At 31.3% G+C, this 19,321-nt stretch carries 14 protein-coding genes and 1 riboswitch; all 14 genes read left to right on the top strand.

What is annotated here, in order from left to right; genetic code table 11:
- Positions 1–11: 11 nt before the first annotated feature.
- Complete coding sequence (gene rpoN / locus A7L45_RS19820; protein ID WP_207647784.1) at positions 12–1,382, top strand: RNA polymerase factor sigma-54; 1,371 nt, start codon at positions 12–14, stop codon at positions 1,380–1,382.
- A gap of 145 nt (positions 1,383–1,527) precedes the next feature.
- Positions 1,528–2,562: a sugar-binding transcriptional regulator gene (locus tag A7L45_RS19815; protein WP_071614376.1), complete on the top strand. Its 1,035-nt coding sequence runs from the start codon at positions 1,528–1,530 to the stop codon at positions 2,560–2,562.
- 81 nt (positions 2,563–2,643) lie between these two features.
- A complete protein-coding gene (gap, locus tag A7L45_RS19810; RefSeq protein WP_071614375.1) occupies positions 2,644–3,651 on the top strand; it encodes a type I glyceraldehyde-3-phosphate dehydrogenase in 1,008 nt (335 codons plus the stop codon).
- A gap of 172 nt (positions 3,652–3,823) precedes the next feature.
- Positions 3,824–5,020 (top strand): phosphoglycerate kinase, encoded by a 1,197-nt coding sequence (locus tag A7L45_RS19805; protein ID WP_071614374.1) that lies wholly within the window; start codon positions 3,824–3,826, stop codon positions 5,018–5,020.
- Between the two features lie 79 nt (positions 5,021–5,099).
- Positions 5,100–5,846, top strand: a complete 747-nt coding sequence (gene tpiA, locus A7L45_RS19800) for a triose-phosphate isomerase (RefSeq protein WP_071614373.1) — start codon at positions 5,100–5,102, stop codon at positions 5,844–5,846.
- 142 nt (positions 5,847–5,988) lie between these two features.
- Positions 5,989–7,518 carry a 2,3-bisphosphoglycerate-independent phosphoglycerate mutase gene (gene gpmI / locus A7L45_RS19795; RefSeq protein WP_071614372.1) on the top strand — a complete coding sequence of 510 codons (1,530 nt, stop codon included), beginning with the start codon at positions 5,989–5,991 and terminating at the stop codon, positions 7,516–7,518.
- A gap of 155 nt (positions 7,519–7,673) precedes the next feature.
- Positions 7,674–8,969 (top strand): phosphopyruvate hydratase, encoded by a 1,296-nt coding sequence (eno, locus tag A7L45_RS19790; RefSeq protein ID WP_071614371.1) that lies wholly within the window; start codon positions 7,674–7,676, stop codon positions 8,967–8,969.
- A 233-nt stretch (positions 8,970–9,202) separates the two neighbouring features.
- Positions 9,203–9,433 carry a preprotein translocase subunit SecG gene (gene secG, locus A7L45_RS19785; RefSeq protein ID WP_071614370.1) on the top strand — a complete coding sequence of 77 codons (231 nt, stop codon included), beginning with the start codon at positions 9,203–9,205 and terminating at the stop codon, positions 9,431–9,433.
- Between the two features lie 175 nt (positions 9,434–9,608).
- Positions 9,609–9,911 (top strand): YerC/YecD family TrpR-related protein, encoded by a 303-nt coding sequence (locus tag A7L45_RS19780; RefSeq protein WP_071614369.1) that lies wholly within the window; start codon positions 9,609–9,611, stop codon positions 9,909–9,911.
- A gap of 248 nt (positions 9,912–10,159) precedes the next feature.
- On the top strand, positions 10,160–12,439 hold the full coding sequence (gene pcrA / locus A7L45_RS19775) for a DNA helicase PcrA (RefSeq protein ID WP_071614368.1): 2,280 nt from the start codon (positions 10,160–10,162) through the stop codon (positions 12,437–12,439).
- 246 nt (positions 12,440–12,685) lie between these two features.
- Positions 12,686–14,680 carry an NAD-dependent DNA ligase LigA gene (gene ligA, locus A7L45_RS19770; RefSeq protein WP_071615063.1) on the top strand — a complete coding sequence of 665 codons (1,995 nt, stop codon included), beginning with the start codon at positions 12,686–12,688 and terminating at the stop codon, positions 14,678–14,680.
- Between the two features lie 170 nt (positions 14,681–14,850).
- On the top strand, positions 14,851–15,138 hold the full coding sequence (locus tag A7L45_RS19765; RefSeq protein ID WP_071614367.1) for an ArsR/SmtB family transcription factor: 288 nt from the start codon (positions 14,851–14,853) through the stop codon (positions 15,136–15,138).
- Between the two features lie 391 nt (positions 15,139–15,529).
- On the top strand, positions 15,530–18,010 hold the full coding sequence (locus A7L45_RS19760) for a CoA-disulfide reductase (RefSeq protein WP_071614366.1): 2,481 nt from the start codon (positions 15,530–15,532) through the stop codon (positions 18,008–18,010).
- A gap of 144 nt (positions 18,011–18,154) precedes the next feature.
- Positions 18,155–18,337, top strand: a riboswitch (cobalamin riboswitch).
- Between the two features lie 162 nt (positions 18,338–18,499).
- Positions 18,500–19,321: a cobalt ECF transporter T component CbiQ gene (gene cbiQ, locus A7L45_RS19755; RefSeq protein WP_071614365.1), complete on the top strand. Its 822-nt coding sequence runs from the start codon at positions 18,500–18,502 to the stop codon at positions 19,319–19,321.

Here is a 19,321-nt window from a genome sequence, read left to right as displayed (position 1 = left end):
ATAAAATGAATATTAATTTTGGCTTAAACCTGGTCCAAGAACAAAAATTAATAATGACGCAAGAAATGCAAATGTCTGTGAAACTTCTTCAAATGTCAGCACAAGAGCTTGGTCAGTATGTTAATAAGGAAATGCAAGAGAATCCAGTGCTAGAGGAAAAAGATTTGCAAAACAGCAAAAGTAATGACTATGATGTTAATGATTATAAAGAAATAATTAAATACCTTGATAAAGATGGATATAAAGTAAAAAATAATGCAACAAGGAATGATGGTGATGAAGTTTCTCCATTTTACTATATTGCAGAGGAAAAATCTCTTAAAGATTATATTAAGCAGCAAATAGGTGAACTTACCCAGAAAAGCGATATTTTAAGTATATGTAAATACATGGCAGAAAACTTAGATGATAAGGGTTATTTATCAGCAAGTCTACCTGACATATGTAAAGAACTTGGAATATCAAATAAAAAGGCAGAAATAGCTCTTTCAATTTTTCAATCTTTAGATCCTGAAGGTATAGGAGCTAGAAATCTAAGAGAGTGTTTAATAATTCAATTGTATAATCTAGGGATGGATGATGAAAACATCTGTAAAATAATAAATGATTATTTGGAACTACTCGCAGAAAATAAGTATAGTGAGATAGCAAAAAAATTAAAAATTAACATAAGTGACGTCCAAAAATATGGAGATATAATAAAAAATTTAGAACCTAAACCATCAAGAGGGTTTTATACGGGCGAGACTGTTAAATATGTTGTACCGGATGCTTATATTAATAAAATTGATGATCAATATGTTATTTCTATGAATGAAGATGTACTTCCTAAATTAAATATAAATAATTTGTATAAAGAAATAATTAAAGATGAAAAAGATACAGAAGCCGTAGAATATGTAAAAGATAAGCTTAATAGCGCGATGTTTCTTATAAAAAGTATTGAACAAAGGAAAAACACTGTGTATAGAGTTTTAGAAGAAATATTAGAAGTTCAAAGGGAATATTTTGATAGAGGCGTTGAATATCTAAAACCAATGACGCTTAAAATAATAGCTAACAATTTAGAGATGCATGAATCTACCATAAGCCGTGCAATTAGAGAAAAATATGTAAGTATAAATGATGGTAAAGTCGTTAAAATAAAAGATTTTTTTACTAATGGAATAACATCAGGTATAGGCGGAGAGGATATATCTACAATTAATATTAAAAAGAACATTAAGGAACTGGTAGAGAGCGAGGATACAAAAAAACCAATGTCTGATCAAAGTATTTGTAATCGGTTAAATGCTGAAGGGGTAAATATCTCTAGAAGAACAGTAGCAAAATATCGCGAAGAACTTGAAATTAAAAGCTCAAATAAACGTAAAAGATTTTAAAAATTTGTTTATTTAATAGCTCTGTTAACAGAATGTTAACATTTTTTTTGGAAATACTAATTTAAAAATGTTAGCATTTCAACTATAATGTAAGTGGGAGCAGAAAATATATGCTGGGACTTAAACAGTCCAGAAAGGTGTTCAAGTGGAGAATATTTTAAAGTTAGAACAGAAAATAGTGCCTGAATTGATAGAACTTCTTGAAAAACGGCATGATATATTAAGAACGATATGTTATAATCAACCTATAGGACGTAGAATTTTATCAGATCATATGTGTATTAGCGAGAGAATAGTAAGAAATGAAATAAATTTTCTGAAGTCTCAGAACTTAATTGAAGTTAATGCATTGGGTATGTTTATAACATCTGATGGAGAAGAAATTATACATCAGTTAAAGGAATTTATTCATGAAATCAAAGGATTATCTAAAATTGAGAAATCTATTGAAAAACACTTGAAGCTTAAGCAAGTTATAATTGTTCCTGGAGATGTAGAAATAGATAAAAGTGTTCTTAAAGAACTAGGGAAGGCAGCAGCAAATTATGCTATGGATGTCATTGAAGATAATAGTATAATTGCATTGACCGGTGGAACTACTGTGAAAGAAGTTGTAGATAGTTTTCCTAAAAACAATAAATACAAAAACATCTTGGTGCTTCCAGCTAGAGGTGGTATGGCGAGAAATGTAGAAATGCAAGCTAATACTTTGGTTGCAAGGCTAGCAGATAGAATTGGTGGAAATTACGAATTACTACATGTACCTGACAATTTAAGCAACGCGGCACTAGAAACCATATTAAATGAAAAAGAAATAAAAAATATAATTGATAAAATTCGAAGTGCTGATATTCTTCTTTATGGTATAGGTATCGCAAAAGATATGGCTCTTAAAAGGGGAATACCACAAAAAAAAATTAGAGAACTTGAAGAATTGGGTGCAGTAGGTGAAGCATTTGGTCAATATTATAATGAATTAGGTGAGATACTTTATTCCACACCTACTATTATGGTAAAAAATGAAGATGTTAAACATGGAAAAATACTAATTGCAGTAGCAGCAGGAAAGAATAAAGCTAGAGCAATTATTGCCACTGAAATCAACCGTTCTAGTACTGTTTTGATAATTGATGAAGCGGCTGCACAAAAAATTATAAATATTTTAGAAAAAAGAGAGTAAACTATATAATGATTTTATTAAAGAGAGAATTATATATTTACATATAATTATTTAATTAAAATTTTAGGAGGTTTTGCCAAAATGGTAAAAGTAGGAATTAATGGATTTGGAAGAATAGGAAGAAACGTATTTAACGCATTAGTAAAAAATTATTCAACAGAGTTAGAAGTAGTAGGAATCAATGATTTAACAGATGCTGCTACACTAGCACATCTTTTAAAATATGATTCACTTTACGGAAAATTTGACGGAACTGTAGAAGCTAAAGAAAATTCTATAGTTGTTAACGGAAAAGAAATTAAAATATTCGCTGAAAGAGAACCTAAAAACATTGATTGGAGTTCACTTGGAGTAGAAATCGTACTTGAATCAACTGGATTCTTTACAGATGCTACTAAAGCAAATGCTCATTTAGGAGTTAGTGTTAAAAAAGTTCTTATATCTGCACCAGCTAAAAATGAAGATATAACAATAGTTATGGGTGTTAATGAAGAAAAATATGATTCATCAAAACATAACATAATATCTAATGCATCATGTACTACTAATTGTTTAGCACCATTTGCTAAAATATTAGACAAAGAATTTACAATAGTTAAAGGTTTAATGACTACAATTCATTCATATACTGGAGATCAAAGATTATTAGACGCTCCTCATAATGATATGAGACGTGCAAGAGCTGCTACATTATCAATGATTCCAACTACAACAGGTGCAGCTAAAGCAGTAGCATTAGTTTTACCACAATTAAAAGGAAAATTAAACGGATTCTCATTAAGAGTTCCAACTCCAACAGTTTCATGTACAGATTTAGTATGTGAAGTTTCAAGAGATGTTACTGTAGAAGAAGTAAATGCAGCATTTAAGAAAGCTTCTGAAAATGAAATGAAGGGTATTCTTGGATACTGTGAAGAACCATTAGTTTCAATAGATTACAAAGGAGACGAAAGATCTTCTATCGTTGATGCAATGTCAACAATGGTTATTGAAGGAAACATGGTTAAAGTAGTTTCATGGTATGATAATGAAGCAGGTTATTCTAATAGATTAGCTGATTTAACTAAATTTGTTGCAGATAAACTATAAAATTTAGTTTACTATAAAACTGTAAGTATAGTATTAGGGTCTGGTTTTATAGGTAGTCTATGGAACCAGGCCTTTTTATTGCTTATTTCAGTATATGAGTATGGTTCACAGAACATACTACATTTGATAGTTAAAAAGTTTATAATATAAACAGTGTGAGAGGAGAATGTGTATGAAATTTAATAAGAAAACAATTGAGGATATTGAGGTTAAGGGCAAAAAGGTTTTAGTAAGATGTGATTTCAATGTGCCATTAAAAGATGGAGAAATTACAGATGTAAATAGATTAGTAGGTGCAATGCCAACAATAGAATATTTAATTAAAAATGGAGCAAGATTAATTTTATGCTCACATCTTGGCAAGCCAAACGGCGAGGCAAAACCAGAACTTTCTTTAGCACCAGTAGCTAAAAGATTAAGCGAAATGTTAAATAAAGAAGTGATTTTTGCAGCAGATCCAAATGTTGTTAGTGATAATGTGAAATCTGTCGTATCTAAAATGAAAGATGGAGACGTTATATTACTAGAAAATACAAGATATAGAAAAGAAGAAACTAAAAACAAAGAAAACTTTTCAAAAGAATTAGCATCTCTTGCAGATATTTTTGTAAATGATGCATTTGGAACAGCTCATAGAGCTCATTGTTCTACAGTTGGTGTAACTGAGTTTGTTAAGACATCAGTATGCGGATATTTAATTCAAAAAGAATTAAAGTTCTTAGGTGATGCAGTAAATAGTCCTGTTAGACCATTCGTTGCAATACTCGGTGGAGCTAAAGTATCTGATAAAATAGCTGTTATTGCTAATTTACTTGATAAAGTAGATACACTAATAATTGGTGGGGGAATGGCATATACATTCTTAAAAGCCGGTGGTTATTCTGTAGGAAGTTCTCTAGTTGAGGAAGATAAGGTAGAATATGCTAAAGATATGATGCAAAAAGCTGAGTCAAAAGGAATTAAATTCTTAATACCAGTTGATCATATAGTTGCAGATAAATTTTCAGCTGATGCAGAGCCAGTAGTTACACTGGATCAAAACATTAAAGATGGTTACATGGGACTTGATATTGGACCTAAGACTTGTGAAATATATAAAGGTGCTATAAGCACAGCTAAGACTATTGTTTGGAATGGACCAATGGGTGTATTCGAATTTAAAAACTTCGCAAAAGGAACAATTGCTGTAGCTGAGGCTATGTCAAAAGTTGATGGAACTACTGTAATAGGTGGTGGAGATAGTGCAGCAGCTGTTAATCAATTAGGATTTGGAGATAAAATGACTCATATATCTACAGGCGGCGGAGCATCTCTTGAATTTTTAGAAGGTAAATTATTACCAGGAATTGAAGCTCTTACAGACAAATAGTTAAATAAAACTATGGTACTTTTAAGTTTTAAATATATATGTTTTACCGATTACAAAGAGATATTAGGAGGTTTTTTTTATGAGAAAAGGTATAATTGCAGGAAATTGGAAAATGAATAAAACTGTAGCACAGGCTGTAACTTTAATTGAGGAAATGAAGCCATTAGTTAAAGATGCAAAATGTGATGTTGTTGTTTGCCCTACATTTTTATGTTTAGATGCAGTAATAAAAGCAACTAAGGGTACAAATATAAAAGTTGGAGCTCAAAATATGTTTTATGAAGAAAGTGGTGCTTTTACAGGCGAAATTTCTCCAGGAATGTTAGAAGATATTGGCGTTGATTATGTTATAATTGGACATAGTGAAAGAAGACAATATTTCAATGAGACAGATGAAGCTGTAAACAAAAAGCTTAAAGCTGCTTATAGCCATAATATTATTCCTATACTTTGCGTAGGAGAAACTCTTAGTGATAGAGAAGGAAATATTACAGAAAAAGTTTTAGCAAGTCAAGTAAAATTAGATTTAGAAGGACTTATAAAAGAGCAAGTGGAAAAATTAGTTATTGCTTATGAACCAATTTGGGCTATAGGAACAGGTAAAACTGCAACTGCTGATCAAGCTAATGAGACAATTGCATTTATAAGGGCAACTGTTGGAGCTATGTTTGGTAGTGAAGTAGCTGAAAAAGTTAGAATTCAATATGGTGGTTCTGTTAAACCATCAACTATAAAAGAACAAATGGCTAAATCAGATATAGATGGTGGTTTAATCGGAGGAGCTAGCCTTAAGGCACAAGACTTCGCCGGAATAGTAAACTACTAAAGTAGATTCATCTACTAAAGTAGATTCATTTACTAAAGTAAATGGCCATATTGGTTGGTTAATTATAATTATAATAAATTACAAAAATAGCAATACATAGAAATGTGTATTGCTTTTAGAAACAATTAGTGGGGGGAAATAAATGTCGAAAAAACCGGTAATGTTAATGATTTTAGATGGATTTGGATTATCAAGTACCGTAGATGGAAATGCAGTAGCTGCAGCAAGTAAACCGAATTATGATAGGTTAATAAAGAAATACCCAAGTACAAAATTAGTTGCAAGTGGACTAGAAGTAGGACTTCCAGAAGGCCAAATGGGAAATTCAGAAGTTGGTCATTTAAATATAGGTGCTGGTAGAATTATATATCAAGCACTAACAAAAATAACAAAAGAAATCAAAGAAGGAGACTTCTTTCAGAATGTTGCTTTTAACAAAGCAATAGATAAAGCAATAAAAGCAGATTCTTCAATTCATCTTTTAGGATTACTTTCTGATGGAGGAGTTCACTCTCATATTGATCATTTGAAAGCTTTAATAAAGCTAGCTAAAGATAAAGGCGCTAAAAAAGTTTATGTTCATGCGTTCTTAGACGGTAGAGATGTGCAACCAGGTTCAGCACTTAAATACATAACAGAAATAGAAGAATATATGAATGAAATAGGTCTTGGTAAAATGGCTACTATTTGTGGTAGATATTATGCTATGGATAGAGATAAGAGATGGGAAAGAGTGGAACTTGCATATAATGCTATGGTCCTATCTAAAGGTGAGAAAGATACATCAGCAATAGAGGCAGTTAAAAAAGCTATGCATGATAACAAGACAGATGAATTTGTTCTTCCAACTGTTATAATGGAAAATAATAAACCAGTTGCAGCTATTAGTAATAACGATACTGTAATATGCTTTAACTTTAGACCAGACAGAGCTCGCGAATTAACTCGAGCAATAAATGATAAGGTATTTGATGGTTTTAAAAGAGAGTCATTAAATCTTAATTATGTATGTACTACTCAATACGATCTATCTATAGAAAATGTTGATGTTGCATATACACCAGAAAGTTACACTAATACACTTGGAGAATATGTTAGTAAAATGGGTAAGAAACAGCTCCGAATTGCTGAAACTGAAAAATATGCTCATATTACGTTTTTCTTTAATGGTGGTGTTGAGGCTCCAAATGATAATGAAGATAGAGCATTAATACCATCTCCAAAAGTCGCAACTTATGACTTGCAACCAGAAATGAGTGCCCGCGCGGTTACTGCAGAGTTACTTAAAAGATTAGATACGGATGAATATGACATGATAATATTAAATTATGCTAATCCGGACATGGTAGGTCATACAGGAGTTTTTGAAGCTGCTAAAAAGGCTATAGAAACAGTTGATGAATGTCTTGGAAAAGTTGTTGAGTCAGTACTCGGTAAAGACGGAACTGTATTTATAACTGCAGATCATGGAAACTCTGAGCAAATGATTGATTACGCGTCTGGTAAGCCAATGACTGCACATACTACAAACTTAGTTCCATTCACATATGTGTCAAATCACATTAAAGATTTAAGAGAGAGTGGAATACTTGCAGACATTGCACCTACTATGCTACAAGTTATGGGGCTCGATGTACCTAGCGAAATGACAGGGCAATCTTTAATTAAGTAATCTACTGGATCGCTGAAATATCATTAAATTTTAAATGAAAATTGAATCAAACTATTATATTATCTGAGTTTAGTTTAAATTCTATTAAACTTAGGATTATATTGATTAAACTTAGGTAATAATAACATAGATAAAAAATTTGGAGGTAAGATAATATGAAAAACTTTATTGAGATCATTGATATTTTTGCAAGACAAATTTTAGATTCAAGAGCATTTCCAACAGTTGAAGTTGAGGTAACACTCGAAGATGGAACAATAGCAAGAGCGTCAGTACCATCAGGTGCTTCTACTGGTATATTTGAAGCAGTAGAATTAAGAGATGGAGATAAAGATTTATATAATGGTAAAGGAGTTTTAAAAGCTGTTAACAATGTAAATAATATAATAGCTGACGAACTAGTTGGAATGAATGTATATGATCAAGTAGCTATTGATAAGGCAATGATAGCACTTGACGGAACACCTAATAAGGCAAAACTTGGTGCTAATGCGATTCTAGGAGTATCACTTGCATGTGCAAGAGCTGCTGCTGAGTCATTAGGACTTGGATTATATCAATATATTGGTGGAGTAAACGCTAAAGTTTTACCAGTTCCAATGATGAATATTATAAATGGTGGAAGCCATGCTGATAATAATGTAGACCTTCAAGAGTTTATGGTTATGCCAGTAGGAGCAACATCATTTAAAGAAGCTTTAAGAATGAGTGCAGAAGTCTATCATGCACTAAAAGCATTATTAAAGAGTAAGGGACTCGCTACTGGTGTTGGTGATGAAGGTGGATTTGCTCCAGATTTATCATCAAATGAGGAAGCTATAAAAATCATAATAGAAGCTATAGAAAAAGCTGGATTTGTTCCAGGAAAAGATATATTTATAGCACTTGACCCAGCAGCATCTGAATTCTTTGAAGATGGTAAGTACAACTTAGCATCAGAGGGAAGAGTACTTACGCCAGAACAAATGGCTGATTATTATGTAGAACTTGTTAACAAGTATCCAATAATCTCTATTGAAGATGGAATGGCTGAAGAAGATTGGGATGGTTGGAAATACTTAACAGATAAAATAGGGGATAAAACTCAATTAGTTGGTGACGACTTATTTGTAACTAATACAGATAGATTGAAAATGGGAATTGATAAAAAAGTTGCAAATTCAATTCTTATAAAATTAAATCAAATAGGAACACTAACTGAAACTTTAAATGCTATAGAAATGGCAGAGCGTGCAGGATATACTGCAGTAGTTTCTCATAGGTCAGGAGAAACTGAAGATACTTCAATAGCTGATTTAGTTGTAGCTATGAATGCAGGACAAATTAAAACTGGTGCTCCAGCTAGAAGTGAAAGAGTTTCTAAATACAATCAGCTTCTAAGAATAGAAGAAGAATTAGAAGAAGCAGCTGAATATAGAGGAATAAAAGCATTCTATAATATAAAAAGATAGTTAGTAATAAAATAGGAGTATAGTCTTTACGGCTATGCTCTTATTTTTTATTAAGTCTAAGGTGGATTTTTAAATGAAATTGTGTTAGAATTAACATAAAATTATAATGATAAAAATATATTTTTATGTTTTTTTACAATAATAGTGTAGTAAGCAGATAAATTACATTTTATTGTAAGATACCTTATAATATATTAAAATAGTCAAGAATTTAATAAACAGGGGGTGTATATATGCGTAGTTTAATAATTGTTTTATTGGTTATATCGTCAATTGCTATAATTGTTTCAGTTATGATGCAACCTAGTAAAACAGATGGATTAAGTGGCCTTATAGGAGGGACTTCGGAAACTTTTTTTGCAAAAAACAAAACCAAAACAGCTGAATCAATGCTAGCGCGAGTTACAGTAGTTTCTGCACTTTGTTTTACTTTTTGTATAGCAATGCTAAATATAGTAAAATAATTAATCATAGTTTAGGTACATTAATAAATATTTTAGAGCAGTTTATTTAAATAATTTTAATAAACTGCATTTTTTTATATTTTAAAAAAGTATTATATTAAAAAAATATCTAGTATATAAGTAATATGAATGAACATTAGTTAAAGCAGTCTATGATTATTAGAGGTGAAGGATGATGAGCGAATATAGTTCAAAATTAGAAAGTAAGGATATGGATTTTCTTTTTGAAGGTATTTTAAGCCTTCAAACAAAGGAAGAGTGTTATAGATTTTTTGAGGATATATGCACTATAAATGAAATAAAGGCATTTGAACAAAGATTTCAAATAGCAACAATGCTTGTAGATAAAAGAACATATATAGATATCACAGGTGCTATAGGCGCAAGTACTGCCACAATTAGTAGAATCAACAGATCACTAAATTATGGTAGCGATGGATATAAACTTATATTAGAACGTTTGAAATTAAAAAAATAGGTATAACTAATTTAAAAATATGCATTTACATATAAAAAGTGACGGTTAATATATATTTACTCGGTTTAGCTAATGACAAAAGAGTGATATAAATTAACCGTCTATATTTTTTATTGTGTTTAAGTTCTTGCGCAATGTGATATAATTATAGGTACATTTATGCCTTAAAGTGGAGTGGTAAAAAAATTAGATAGATCTAAAATAACACTAGACGTAACTAGTATTAATATAATATAAGGAGTGGTTTCATGGATTTGAAAAGTTTGTTAAACAAAGAGCAATGTGAGGCTGCAATAACGGTTGACGGACCATTGCTAATACTTGCTGGTGCAGGCTCTGGAAAAACTAGAGTTTTGACTTATAGAATTGCACATATGATTCAAGATTTAAACATATATCCATCACAAATCTTATCTATAACATTTACTAATAAAGCTGCTGGTGAAATGAAGGATAGGGTAAGATCACTTGTAGGTAATATAGCAGATAATATGTGGATTTCTACATTTCATTCTAGTTGTGTTAGAATTCTAAGACGAGAAATAGATAAAATAGGATATAATAAAAATTTTACTATATATGATAGCTATGATCAAAAAAGTTTAATTAAACAGTGCATGAAGGAAATTGATATAAATGATAAAGACCTAACAGATTCAGAAATTTTAAACAAAATATCAAGTGCTAAAAATGAACTTATTTCTGCTGCTAAATTTAAAAAAGAAAATGAGGGCGATTTTAGAAAAAATAAAGTAGCTGATGTATATCTTCTTTATCAAAAGAAGCTAAAGGGTAATAATGCGTTAGATTTTGATGATTTAATATTTAAAGCTGTTGAACTCTTAAAGAATAATAAGGATGTTTTGGACTTTTATCATTCAAAATTCAAGTATATTATGGTGGATGAGTATCAGGACACAAATAAAGCACAGTATGAGCTTATAAAACTTTTAGTAGATAAGACAGAGAATATATGTGTAGTTGGAGATGATGACCAATGTATTTATGCTTGGAGAGGTGCGGATGTAACCAATATCCTAGACTTCGAAAAAGATTATCCAAAGGCGAAAGTTGTTAAACTTGAGCAAAATTATAGATCAAAAGGTAATATACTTATGGCGGCTAATGAAGTCATAAAAAATAATTCTCAAAGAAAAGATAAGGCTCTTAGAACTGAAAAGGAAAGTGGCGAGAAAATTAATCTGTATAGAGCATTTACAGATAGAGATGAAGCAAATTTTGTATCTAACCAAATCAAGACAATTATGGCAGAGGGAAATAGAAGTTATAAAGATTTTGCAATTTTATATAGGATGAATTCTCAATCACGTATTTTTGAGGAAAGTTTTCGAAAACATTTAATCCCATATAAGATAGTGGGAGGATTAAAGTTTTATGACAGAAAAGAAATAAAGGATATAATGGCATATTTAAAGCTTATCAATAATCCGCTTGACGATATTGCCTTAAAGAGAATTATAAATGTACCTAAAAGAAATATAGGGGATGCAACTATTCAAAAGATTCAAGAATTTGCAAATGGAATAGAGCAATGTTTATATAGTGCTATTCTAGATGTAGAGTATATACCTACACTTACAACTAGAAATAAATCATCTATAAGTAAATTTGTGAGTCTTATGAATAATTTTATGGCTAAAAATGAAGAGGTATCAGTATCTAAGCTTATTAAGACTATTATAGAAGATACAGGATATTTAAAGCAACTCGAAAACTCTAAGGAACCAGATGATGAGAGTAGAGTTGAAAATATAAAGGAATTAGTATCAGATGCTGTAGAATTCGAAAGAACTTCAGAAGATAAATCACTCTTAACATTTTTAGAGGGGGTAAGTTTAGGTTCAACCACTGATGATCCTGATGAAACCATTGACACATCAGCAATGATGACAGTTCATAGTGCTAAAGGGTTAGAATTTCCAGTAGTATTTATGGTAGGAATGGAAAATGGAATATTTCCAGGCATGTCCTCCATTAATAACCCTACTGAAATGGAAGAATCAAGGCGTCTATGTTATGTTGCAATAACAAGGGCGGAAGAAAAATTATATATAACTTCTGCAGAAAGTAGAATGGTATTTGGTAGAAATGTTTCATATCAACCATCAGATTTTATTAGTGAGATTTCTCCAGATTTAAAAGAAATTATAGGTGGAGCTAAAAATAGGACTACGCAGGTGTTAAAGAGAAAAAATGCCAAGGAGTCACAAAGATATAATCCACATGGTCTGTTAAGTAAAACTGCGCCACAAGATTATGTATCAGCTACGGCACATGGAGATAATTCAGGTCAGCAAAGTATTAATAGTGAGAATGTTATTAATAACGGATTAAATAACATAAGTAGCGAAGCTACAGTAGGTAGAAAAGTTAGACATACTAAATTTGGTATAGGAACAATAGTGTCAAGGTCGAGTTCTGATGGTGATACTTTGATTTCAATAGCTTTTGATAACATGGGAATAAAAAAGCTAATGTTAGGTAAGGCACCACTAGAAATGTTATAAGGTTTGTTAAAATAAGACTAGTATTTTGATTGTTATTTATTTGAATGTAACTTGCGCATCATAAATGTAATTTGTGCATAGTGTATGCAACTGAGGCATTTTGGACAAAATAGCTAGTAAGAATGCTAGTCATTTTATTCAAAAGGCCTAAAAGTTGTGTGCTATTTTGCGTAAAGGTTGTATTTTATGAATATGAGTGAAATTTGATTAAAGCAGCTTCTAGAGGGATAGGTGAAGAATAATATGATGAATGATGAAGATAGAATTAATGAAATTAAAAATATAATTAATTATCATAGTGATAGATATTATAATCAGGATAATCCAGAAATATCAGATTATGAATATGATCAAATGATGTTAGAACTTAAAGAGCTAGAAAAAGAGCACCCAGAACTTATTACCTTAGATTCTCCAACTCAAAGAGTAGGTGGAAGTGCTAAAAGGAAAGGTGGGGTCCTGGTAAAACATAATGTTCCAATGCTTAGCTTGCAAGATGTATTTGCAAAAGAAGAGGTATATGCTTATGTAAATAAAATGATTGAGGAACTGGATGATCCAACATTTGTTGTAGAATTTAAAATTGATGGTTTGTCAATGTCTCTGCGTTATGTAGATGGTAACTTAACAGTGGCTGTGACCAGGGGTGATGGAATCATTCAAGGCGAGGATGTCACTGAAAATGCTAAAGTAATTAAGGATGTTGTAAAGAAACTGAAAGATAAAGTTCCCTACCTTGAAATTCGTGGAGAAGTATATATGTCAAATGCATCATTTGATAAAATTAATGAACAACAAGAGTTATTAGGTAAAAAGATATTTGCAAATCCAAGAAATTGTGCTGCCGGTACATTAAGGCAGTTAGATAGTAAGATAACAAAAGAAAGAGGAATATCTCTATTCATTTTTAATATCCAAGATATCAAAGGAATTGAATTTAAAACACATACAGAGGGTTATGAATGGTTAAAAAAGCAGGGAATAAAGGTCATTGAAAATTATGTGAAATGTAAAACAGCTGATGAAGTGTGGAGTGTTATTCAAGATATTGGAGAGAAAAGAGGAACCCTAGCATATGATATTGACGGAGTTGTTATAAAAATTGATAATTTGGAAGATAGGAAAGAACTTGGAAACACATCGAAAGTTCCTAAATGGGCTATAGCCTATAAATTTCCTCCAGAAGAAAAAGAAACGAAATTACTTGATATTGAAGTATCAGTAGGGAGAACCGGTAGAATTACTCCTACAGCAATATTTGAGCCGATTCGTTTATGTGGAACATCAGTATCAAGAGCAATCCTTCATAACCAAGATTTTATCGATGATTTAGATATAAGGATTGGGGACATAATTGTTGTTTATAAGTCAGGAGAGATAATCCCAAAAATCAAGTCTGTAGTGAAAGAAAAACGTATTGAGGGATCAAAGGAATTTAAAATTCCAGAGATTTGCCCAGTTTGTGGAGCACCAACAGTGCGGGAAAAAGATACTGCTGACATCAAATGTATAAACCCTAATTGTTTGGCACAATTAGAAAGACGTATAATTAATTTTGTAGGCAGGACTGCTATGGACATAAAAGGTTTTGGCAGCGCATATGTTAAGGAACTTATTCGTTTGAAATACATAAAAGATATTGCGGATGTGTATTCTTTATTTAATTATCGCGAGGAACTTGTCGATCAGGGTATAATTGGAAAAGAAAAAAATACAGATAAGTTATTAGATGCTATAGAAAAGTCAAAGGGAAATGAAGCACAAATGTTGCTTACAGGCCTTGGTATTCCGAACATTGGAAAAGTGGCAGCGAAAAGTATAATGAAACATTATAAATCTATTGAAGACTTGCAAAATACGTCTTTAGAAGAATTGCAAGATGTCTCGGATATAGGTGAAATAAGTGGCTTGTGTATATTGAAATTTTTTGAAGATAATAAAAATAGAGAAGTAATAAGTAGATTAAAAGATTATGGAGTTAATATGGCTGTAGGGGATGTCACAAGCGAGGATAATAAGTTTGATGGATTAACTTTCGTTGTAACTGGAACATTAACTACTATAGGCCGAAATGAGGCCACGGAAATGATAGAGAGTCATGGCGGAAAGGTATCGGGCTCCGTTTCTAAGAAAACAAGTTATGTGTTAGCAGGAGAGAATGCTGGAAGTAAACTTACGAAAGCGCAAGAGTTAGGAATTGAAGTTATATCTGAAGAAGAATTGGTAAATATGTTAAAATAGTGAATAAATTAACTAAAAAATGGAGCTTTTAAAACATAAGAAATAACATGATAATTAATAATATAATTATCATGCTATTTTTATTAGTGTTGATATTATTTGTTATTTGTATCATAATATATGAATATAACAATATTAGTATGAAAATATATTAGAAAGAGGTAAATCTTATGGAAAAGGATTATATGGAATATAATGAAATTGCAGAAATGCTTAAGATATTAGCTCATCCGGTAAGGCTTTGTATTATTAATGGATTACTGGGAAAAGGGACATGTAATGTAAGTCACATGCAAGATTGTTTAGGTATTCCACAATCTACTTTATCTCAACATTTACAAAAATTAAGAATGGCAAAAATAATTGTAGGAAAAAGAAATGGGCTAGAGATCAATTATAGTATTTGTAATGAAGAAGTTCGTGAACTAATTGAATTCCTTTTTAAAAATAAGGTTTAATAAGTATATCAATTAGTTCTTAATATTAATTAAACACTATAAATATAGTGGTACACGAATAACTATCGTGTATCACTTTTTATTTAATAGTTAAAATAAATTAAATTTCTATTGATTTTTAGTTAATATGTGTTATTATATTATTATATCGTAATATTGAGATATAAGAATGTAAATGGAAAAAATAATATAAATATAAATTAAAGTTTCGACGGAGGTATAAATTATGTTTAATTCTTCAAAGGTTAAAAATGTAAGCGCAGAAGAGGTATATAAACTTATAAATGGTGATAAAGAATTTATTATAATAGATGTAAGAACTAAAGAGAAATAAGTTCTTGGAGATACAGTTTAGCTAGGTAAAGTCTAGAAAATATAAGGAGGAATAATTGTGATGAAAAAGATATTAATCGTAGGTGGCGTCGCTGGTGGAGCTTCAACAGCGGCCAGACTTAGACGGCTTGATGAAAGTGCAGAAATAATTATGTTTGAAAGAGATGAATACATTTCTTTTGCAAATTGCGGACTGCCTTATTACATCGGTGAAGTAATAAAGGATAGAGATAAGCTTTTAGTACAAACACCTGAGAGTATGAATGCAAGGTTTAATGTAGATGTTAGAAATAACAGTGAAGTAGTTGCAATTGACACCAGTAAAAAGGTTGTAACAGTTAATAGTAAAATCCTTGGTACCTACGAGGAAAGTTATGATTATTTAGTGTTATCACCAGGCGCAAAAGCAATTAAACCTAATATAGAGGGTATAAATAGTAAAAGAATATTTACATTAAGAAATATACCAGACACTGATAATATAAAAAAATATGTAGACACATTGACGATTAAAAGTGCTGTAGTTATTGGTGGAGGATATGTTGGGGTTGAAATGGCTGAAAACTTAAAAGAAAGAGGATTAAAGGTTACTTTAGTAGAAGCAGCACCTCACATATTGGCTCCTTTTGATACTGATATTGTTTTAAATGTTGAAAAAGAAATTTCGGATAACGGTGTGGAAATAATTTTAAATGATGGAGTGAAAGCATTTAAAGATACTGAAAATGGTGTTGAAATAACATTAGATAGTGGTGCAAAATTAAGTGCTGATATGATAATACTCGCAATAGGTGTATTTCCTGATACTAAATTTGCAAAAGAAGCTGGTATTAAATTAGGCGCCAAGGGTCATATTATGGTAAATGATAAAATGGAAACTAGTGCAGAGGGAGTATTTGCAGTAGGTGACGCTATAGAAGTTGTAGATTTTGTAAATAAGACTAATACTGCGATTCCACTAGCTGGACCTGCAAATAAGCAAGGAAGAATTGCAGCTGATAATATAGCGGGTCTAAATTCCAGCTATAAAGGAACTCAAGGCACTGCAATTTTAAAGGTTTTTGGACTTACAGCAGCAAGTACTGGCAATAATGAAAGAACTTTAACTAGACTTAATATTCCTTATAAAGTTATACTAGTTCATCCAGTTAGCCATGCTTCTTACTATCCAGGTGCACTTCCTATGACATTAAAACTTATTTTTAATAGTGAAGGTAAAATACTTGGAGCTCAAGGTGTTGGTTATGATGGAGTTGATAAGCGGATAGATGTACTTGCTACTGTTATACGCCTCGGTGGAACAGTTGACGATTTAACAGAATTAGAACTTTCATATGCACCACCATTTTCATCTGCTAAAGACCCTGTAAATCTGGCAGGATTTGTTGCACAAAATGTGCTAGCTGGAAGAATGGAAGTACTCACAACTGATGAGTTTAGTGCTTATGATAAAGAAAATGCTGTAGTATTAGATGTTCGTACTGAAATAGAATTTGATAATGGACATATTGAGGGAGCTATAAATATTCCAGTAGATAATCTCAGGGGAAGAATTGGCGAACTTGACAAAAACAAAGAAATTATTGAATATTGTCAAGTAGGTCTCAGAGGATATGTAGCAGCTAGAATTTTAGCTCAAAAAGACTTTAAGGTTAAAAACTTAACTGGAGGATATAAATCAGTTTTAAGTTCAGAATTTGAGCCCAATAAGACTGGAGAGAGTGATAAAATAAAAAGACAGAAAATAGACCCTGATACTCAAGTTATAAGGGATGAAGTAGCTATAGAAGATGATAAGTATGATAAACTTCTCGATGCATGTGGATTATGTTGCCCAGGTCCGTTAATTCAAGTTAAAGCTAGTATTGATGAATTAAATGAAAACCAAATATTAAAAGTAACAGCAAGTGATCCTGGGTTTTATGAGGATATTAGAGCTTGGTGTACTAAAACAAATAATGAATTATTAGATTTAAGAAAAGAAAAAGGTATGGTATATGCCTTTATTAAAAAAAAAGGCAATAACGATACTAAGGTAAATAAATCTTTGCCATCAGAAACACGAGAAAAAAACAATAAAACTATGGTAGTTTTTAGCGGTGATTTAGATAAAGCCATTGCGGCATTTATTATAGCAAATGGAGCAGTTGCAATGGGTAGTAAAGTTACCATATTATTTACCTTCTGGGGTCTTAACATTATAAGAAAACCTGAAAAAGTATCAGTAAAGAAAGGGCTTATAGATTCAATGTTTGGATTTATGATGCCAAGAGGCAGCAGAAAGCTTAAACTTTCTCAAATGAATATGATGGGTATCGGGGCTAAAATGATCCGATCAGTAATGAAAAATAAAAATATAAGTTCTCTTGAAGATTTAATAAAATCGGCAATTGATAGCGGAGTGGAGGTGGTCGCTTGCTCAATGTCCATGGATGTTATGGGAATTACAAAGGAAGAACTTATCGATGGTGTGAAGATTGGTGGAGTTGGTTATTACCTAGGTCAAACTGAAGATTCAAATGTAAATCTATTTATATAATGTATAATAATATTGCTTATAACTGGTGTTATAAGTTTGCTTTAGAAAAGAAAAGATACTACTAATAATATCAGTTAGTAAAAATTAAGTTATTTCAGTAGAAAACATTGATTAAATTGTTAACATGGTGTAAACTAAAATCAAATTAAATAATAGAATATAGGTTTAATTAAATTTAATTAATTAAAAGGGAATCAGGTTAAAATCCTGAACTATCTCGTAGCTGTAATAGATGAATTTAAGTACAATATGTCACTCTGAAATGGGGAAGGCGTACTTAGATAATGATTCTTAAGTCAGAATATCTGCCTATATTTTTGCACCGTAACTCTACGAGTGATAGAGGGAGCTTTATATGAAGATTTGTTGATTTTATATTATTAAACATATTTTTGATTGTTTCCTTCTAACGCTTTAGTTAGAAGGTTTTTTTTGGTTGTAAATTATTTTACATATTGACATTGGGTAAAAAATAAAAGGAGGTGGCACATGAATAAGGATGGGAAACCTCATCATCATAGAATCGGACATAAACATGGCGAAGGATTTTCAATAGATTTTTACGCTTATATTTCCCAAATAAGACACTGGAATTCTACTTTTAAAGTATCTCTTTCTGTTTTAATACTTATTCTTTGTATTGTATTGGATAACCCATATGTTTCGGTTGTGGTAATTATTGCTATGGCATATCTGACCATTGTAAAAGGAGGGCTTCCAGTATTTGAGTATTTATCAATACTTGCGATTCCAATTATATTTATCCTACTTGGCACAGTTACAATTGCTATTGATTTTTCAAAGCAGCCAATTGGTCAGTATAATCTGTATCTTGGTTTCTGTTATGTGTTTACCTCTCAGGCAAAGATTAGGGAAGTATTGTTTTTAATTCTCAAGGTTTTTGCAGCTATCAGTTCGCTACAAATGATGACACTGTCTACTCCGTCCTCTGAGATAATATATGTTCTTCGAAAGGCACATGTCCCAAAGCTTATTGTAGAATTGATGAACCTTATTTACCGTTATATTTTCATTTTAATGGATACTTATACTAAAATGAAAAATTCTGCAGAATCCCGTCAGGGCTACTGTGATTTTAAAACTTCCTGTTATACTTTTGGAAGCATTGCAAGTAATATGTTGGTTGTTTCGCTTAAAAAAGCAAACACTTATTATGATGCAATGGAGGCCAGATGTTATGATGGAGATCTTCTATTTTTGGAGGAGGATAAAAAAGTAGAGACAATACAGATCGCATATGCAGTAGTATTCGTAGTTTTTTTGTTTATTATCTGGGGCTTTACAAGATAG

It is taken from the genome of Clostridium estertheticum subsp. estertheticum (assembly GCF_001877035.1).
GTDB classification, from domain to species: Bacteria; Bacillota; Clostridia; order Clostridiales; family Clostridiaceae; genus Clostridium_AD; species Clostridium_AD estertheticum.
The sequence above is the reverse complement of the archived record's forward strand: the minus strand, read 5'-3'. Positions and strand labels throughout refer to the sequence as shown.

Excerpts from the sequence above, each read along its gene's own strand:
- A7L45_RS19780 (WP_071614369.1), top strand. The coding sequence starts at position 9,609 with ATGAGCGAATATAGTTCAAAATTAGAAAGTAAGGATATGGATTTTCTT.
- A7L45_RS19765 (WP_071614367.1), top strand. The coding sequence starts at position 14,851 with ATGGAAAAGGATTATATGGAATATAATGAAATTGCAGAAATGCTTAAG.
- gpmI (WP_071614372.1), top strand. The coding sequence starts at position 5,989 with ATGTCGAAAAAACCGGTAATGTTAATGATTTTAGATGGATTTGGATTA.
- A7L45_RS19805 (WP_071614374.1), top strand. The coding sequence starts at position 3,824 with ATGAAATTTAATAAGAAAACAATTGAGGATATTGAGGTTAAGGGCAAA.
- ligA (WP_071615063.1), top strand. The coding sequence starts at position 12,686 with ATGAATGATGAAGATAGAATTAATGAAATTAAAAATATAATTAATTAT.
- eno (WP_071614371.1), top strand. The coding sequence starts at position 7,674 with ATGAAAAACTTTATTGAGATCATTGATATTTTTGCAAGACAAATTTTA.
- pcrA (WP_071614368.1), top strand. The coding sequence starts at position 10,160 with ATGGATTTGAAAAGTTTGTTAAACAAAGAGCAATGTGAGGCTGCAATA.
- secG (WP_071614370.1), top strand. The coding sequence starts at position 9,203 with ATGCGTAGTTTAATAATTGTTTTATTGGTTATATCGTCAATTGCTATA.
- gap (WP_071614375.1), top strand. The coding sequence starts at position 2,644 with ATGGTAAAAGTAGGAATTAATGGATTTGGAAGAATAGGAAGAAACGTA.
- cbiQ (WP_071614365.1), top strand. The coding sequence starts at position 18,500 with ATGAATAAGGATGGGAAACCTCATCATCATAGAATCGGACATAAACAT.
- tpiA (WP_071614373.1), top strand. The coding sequence starts at position 5,100 with ATGAGAAAAGGTATAATTGCAGGAAATTGGAAAATGAATAAAACTGTA.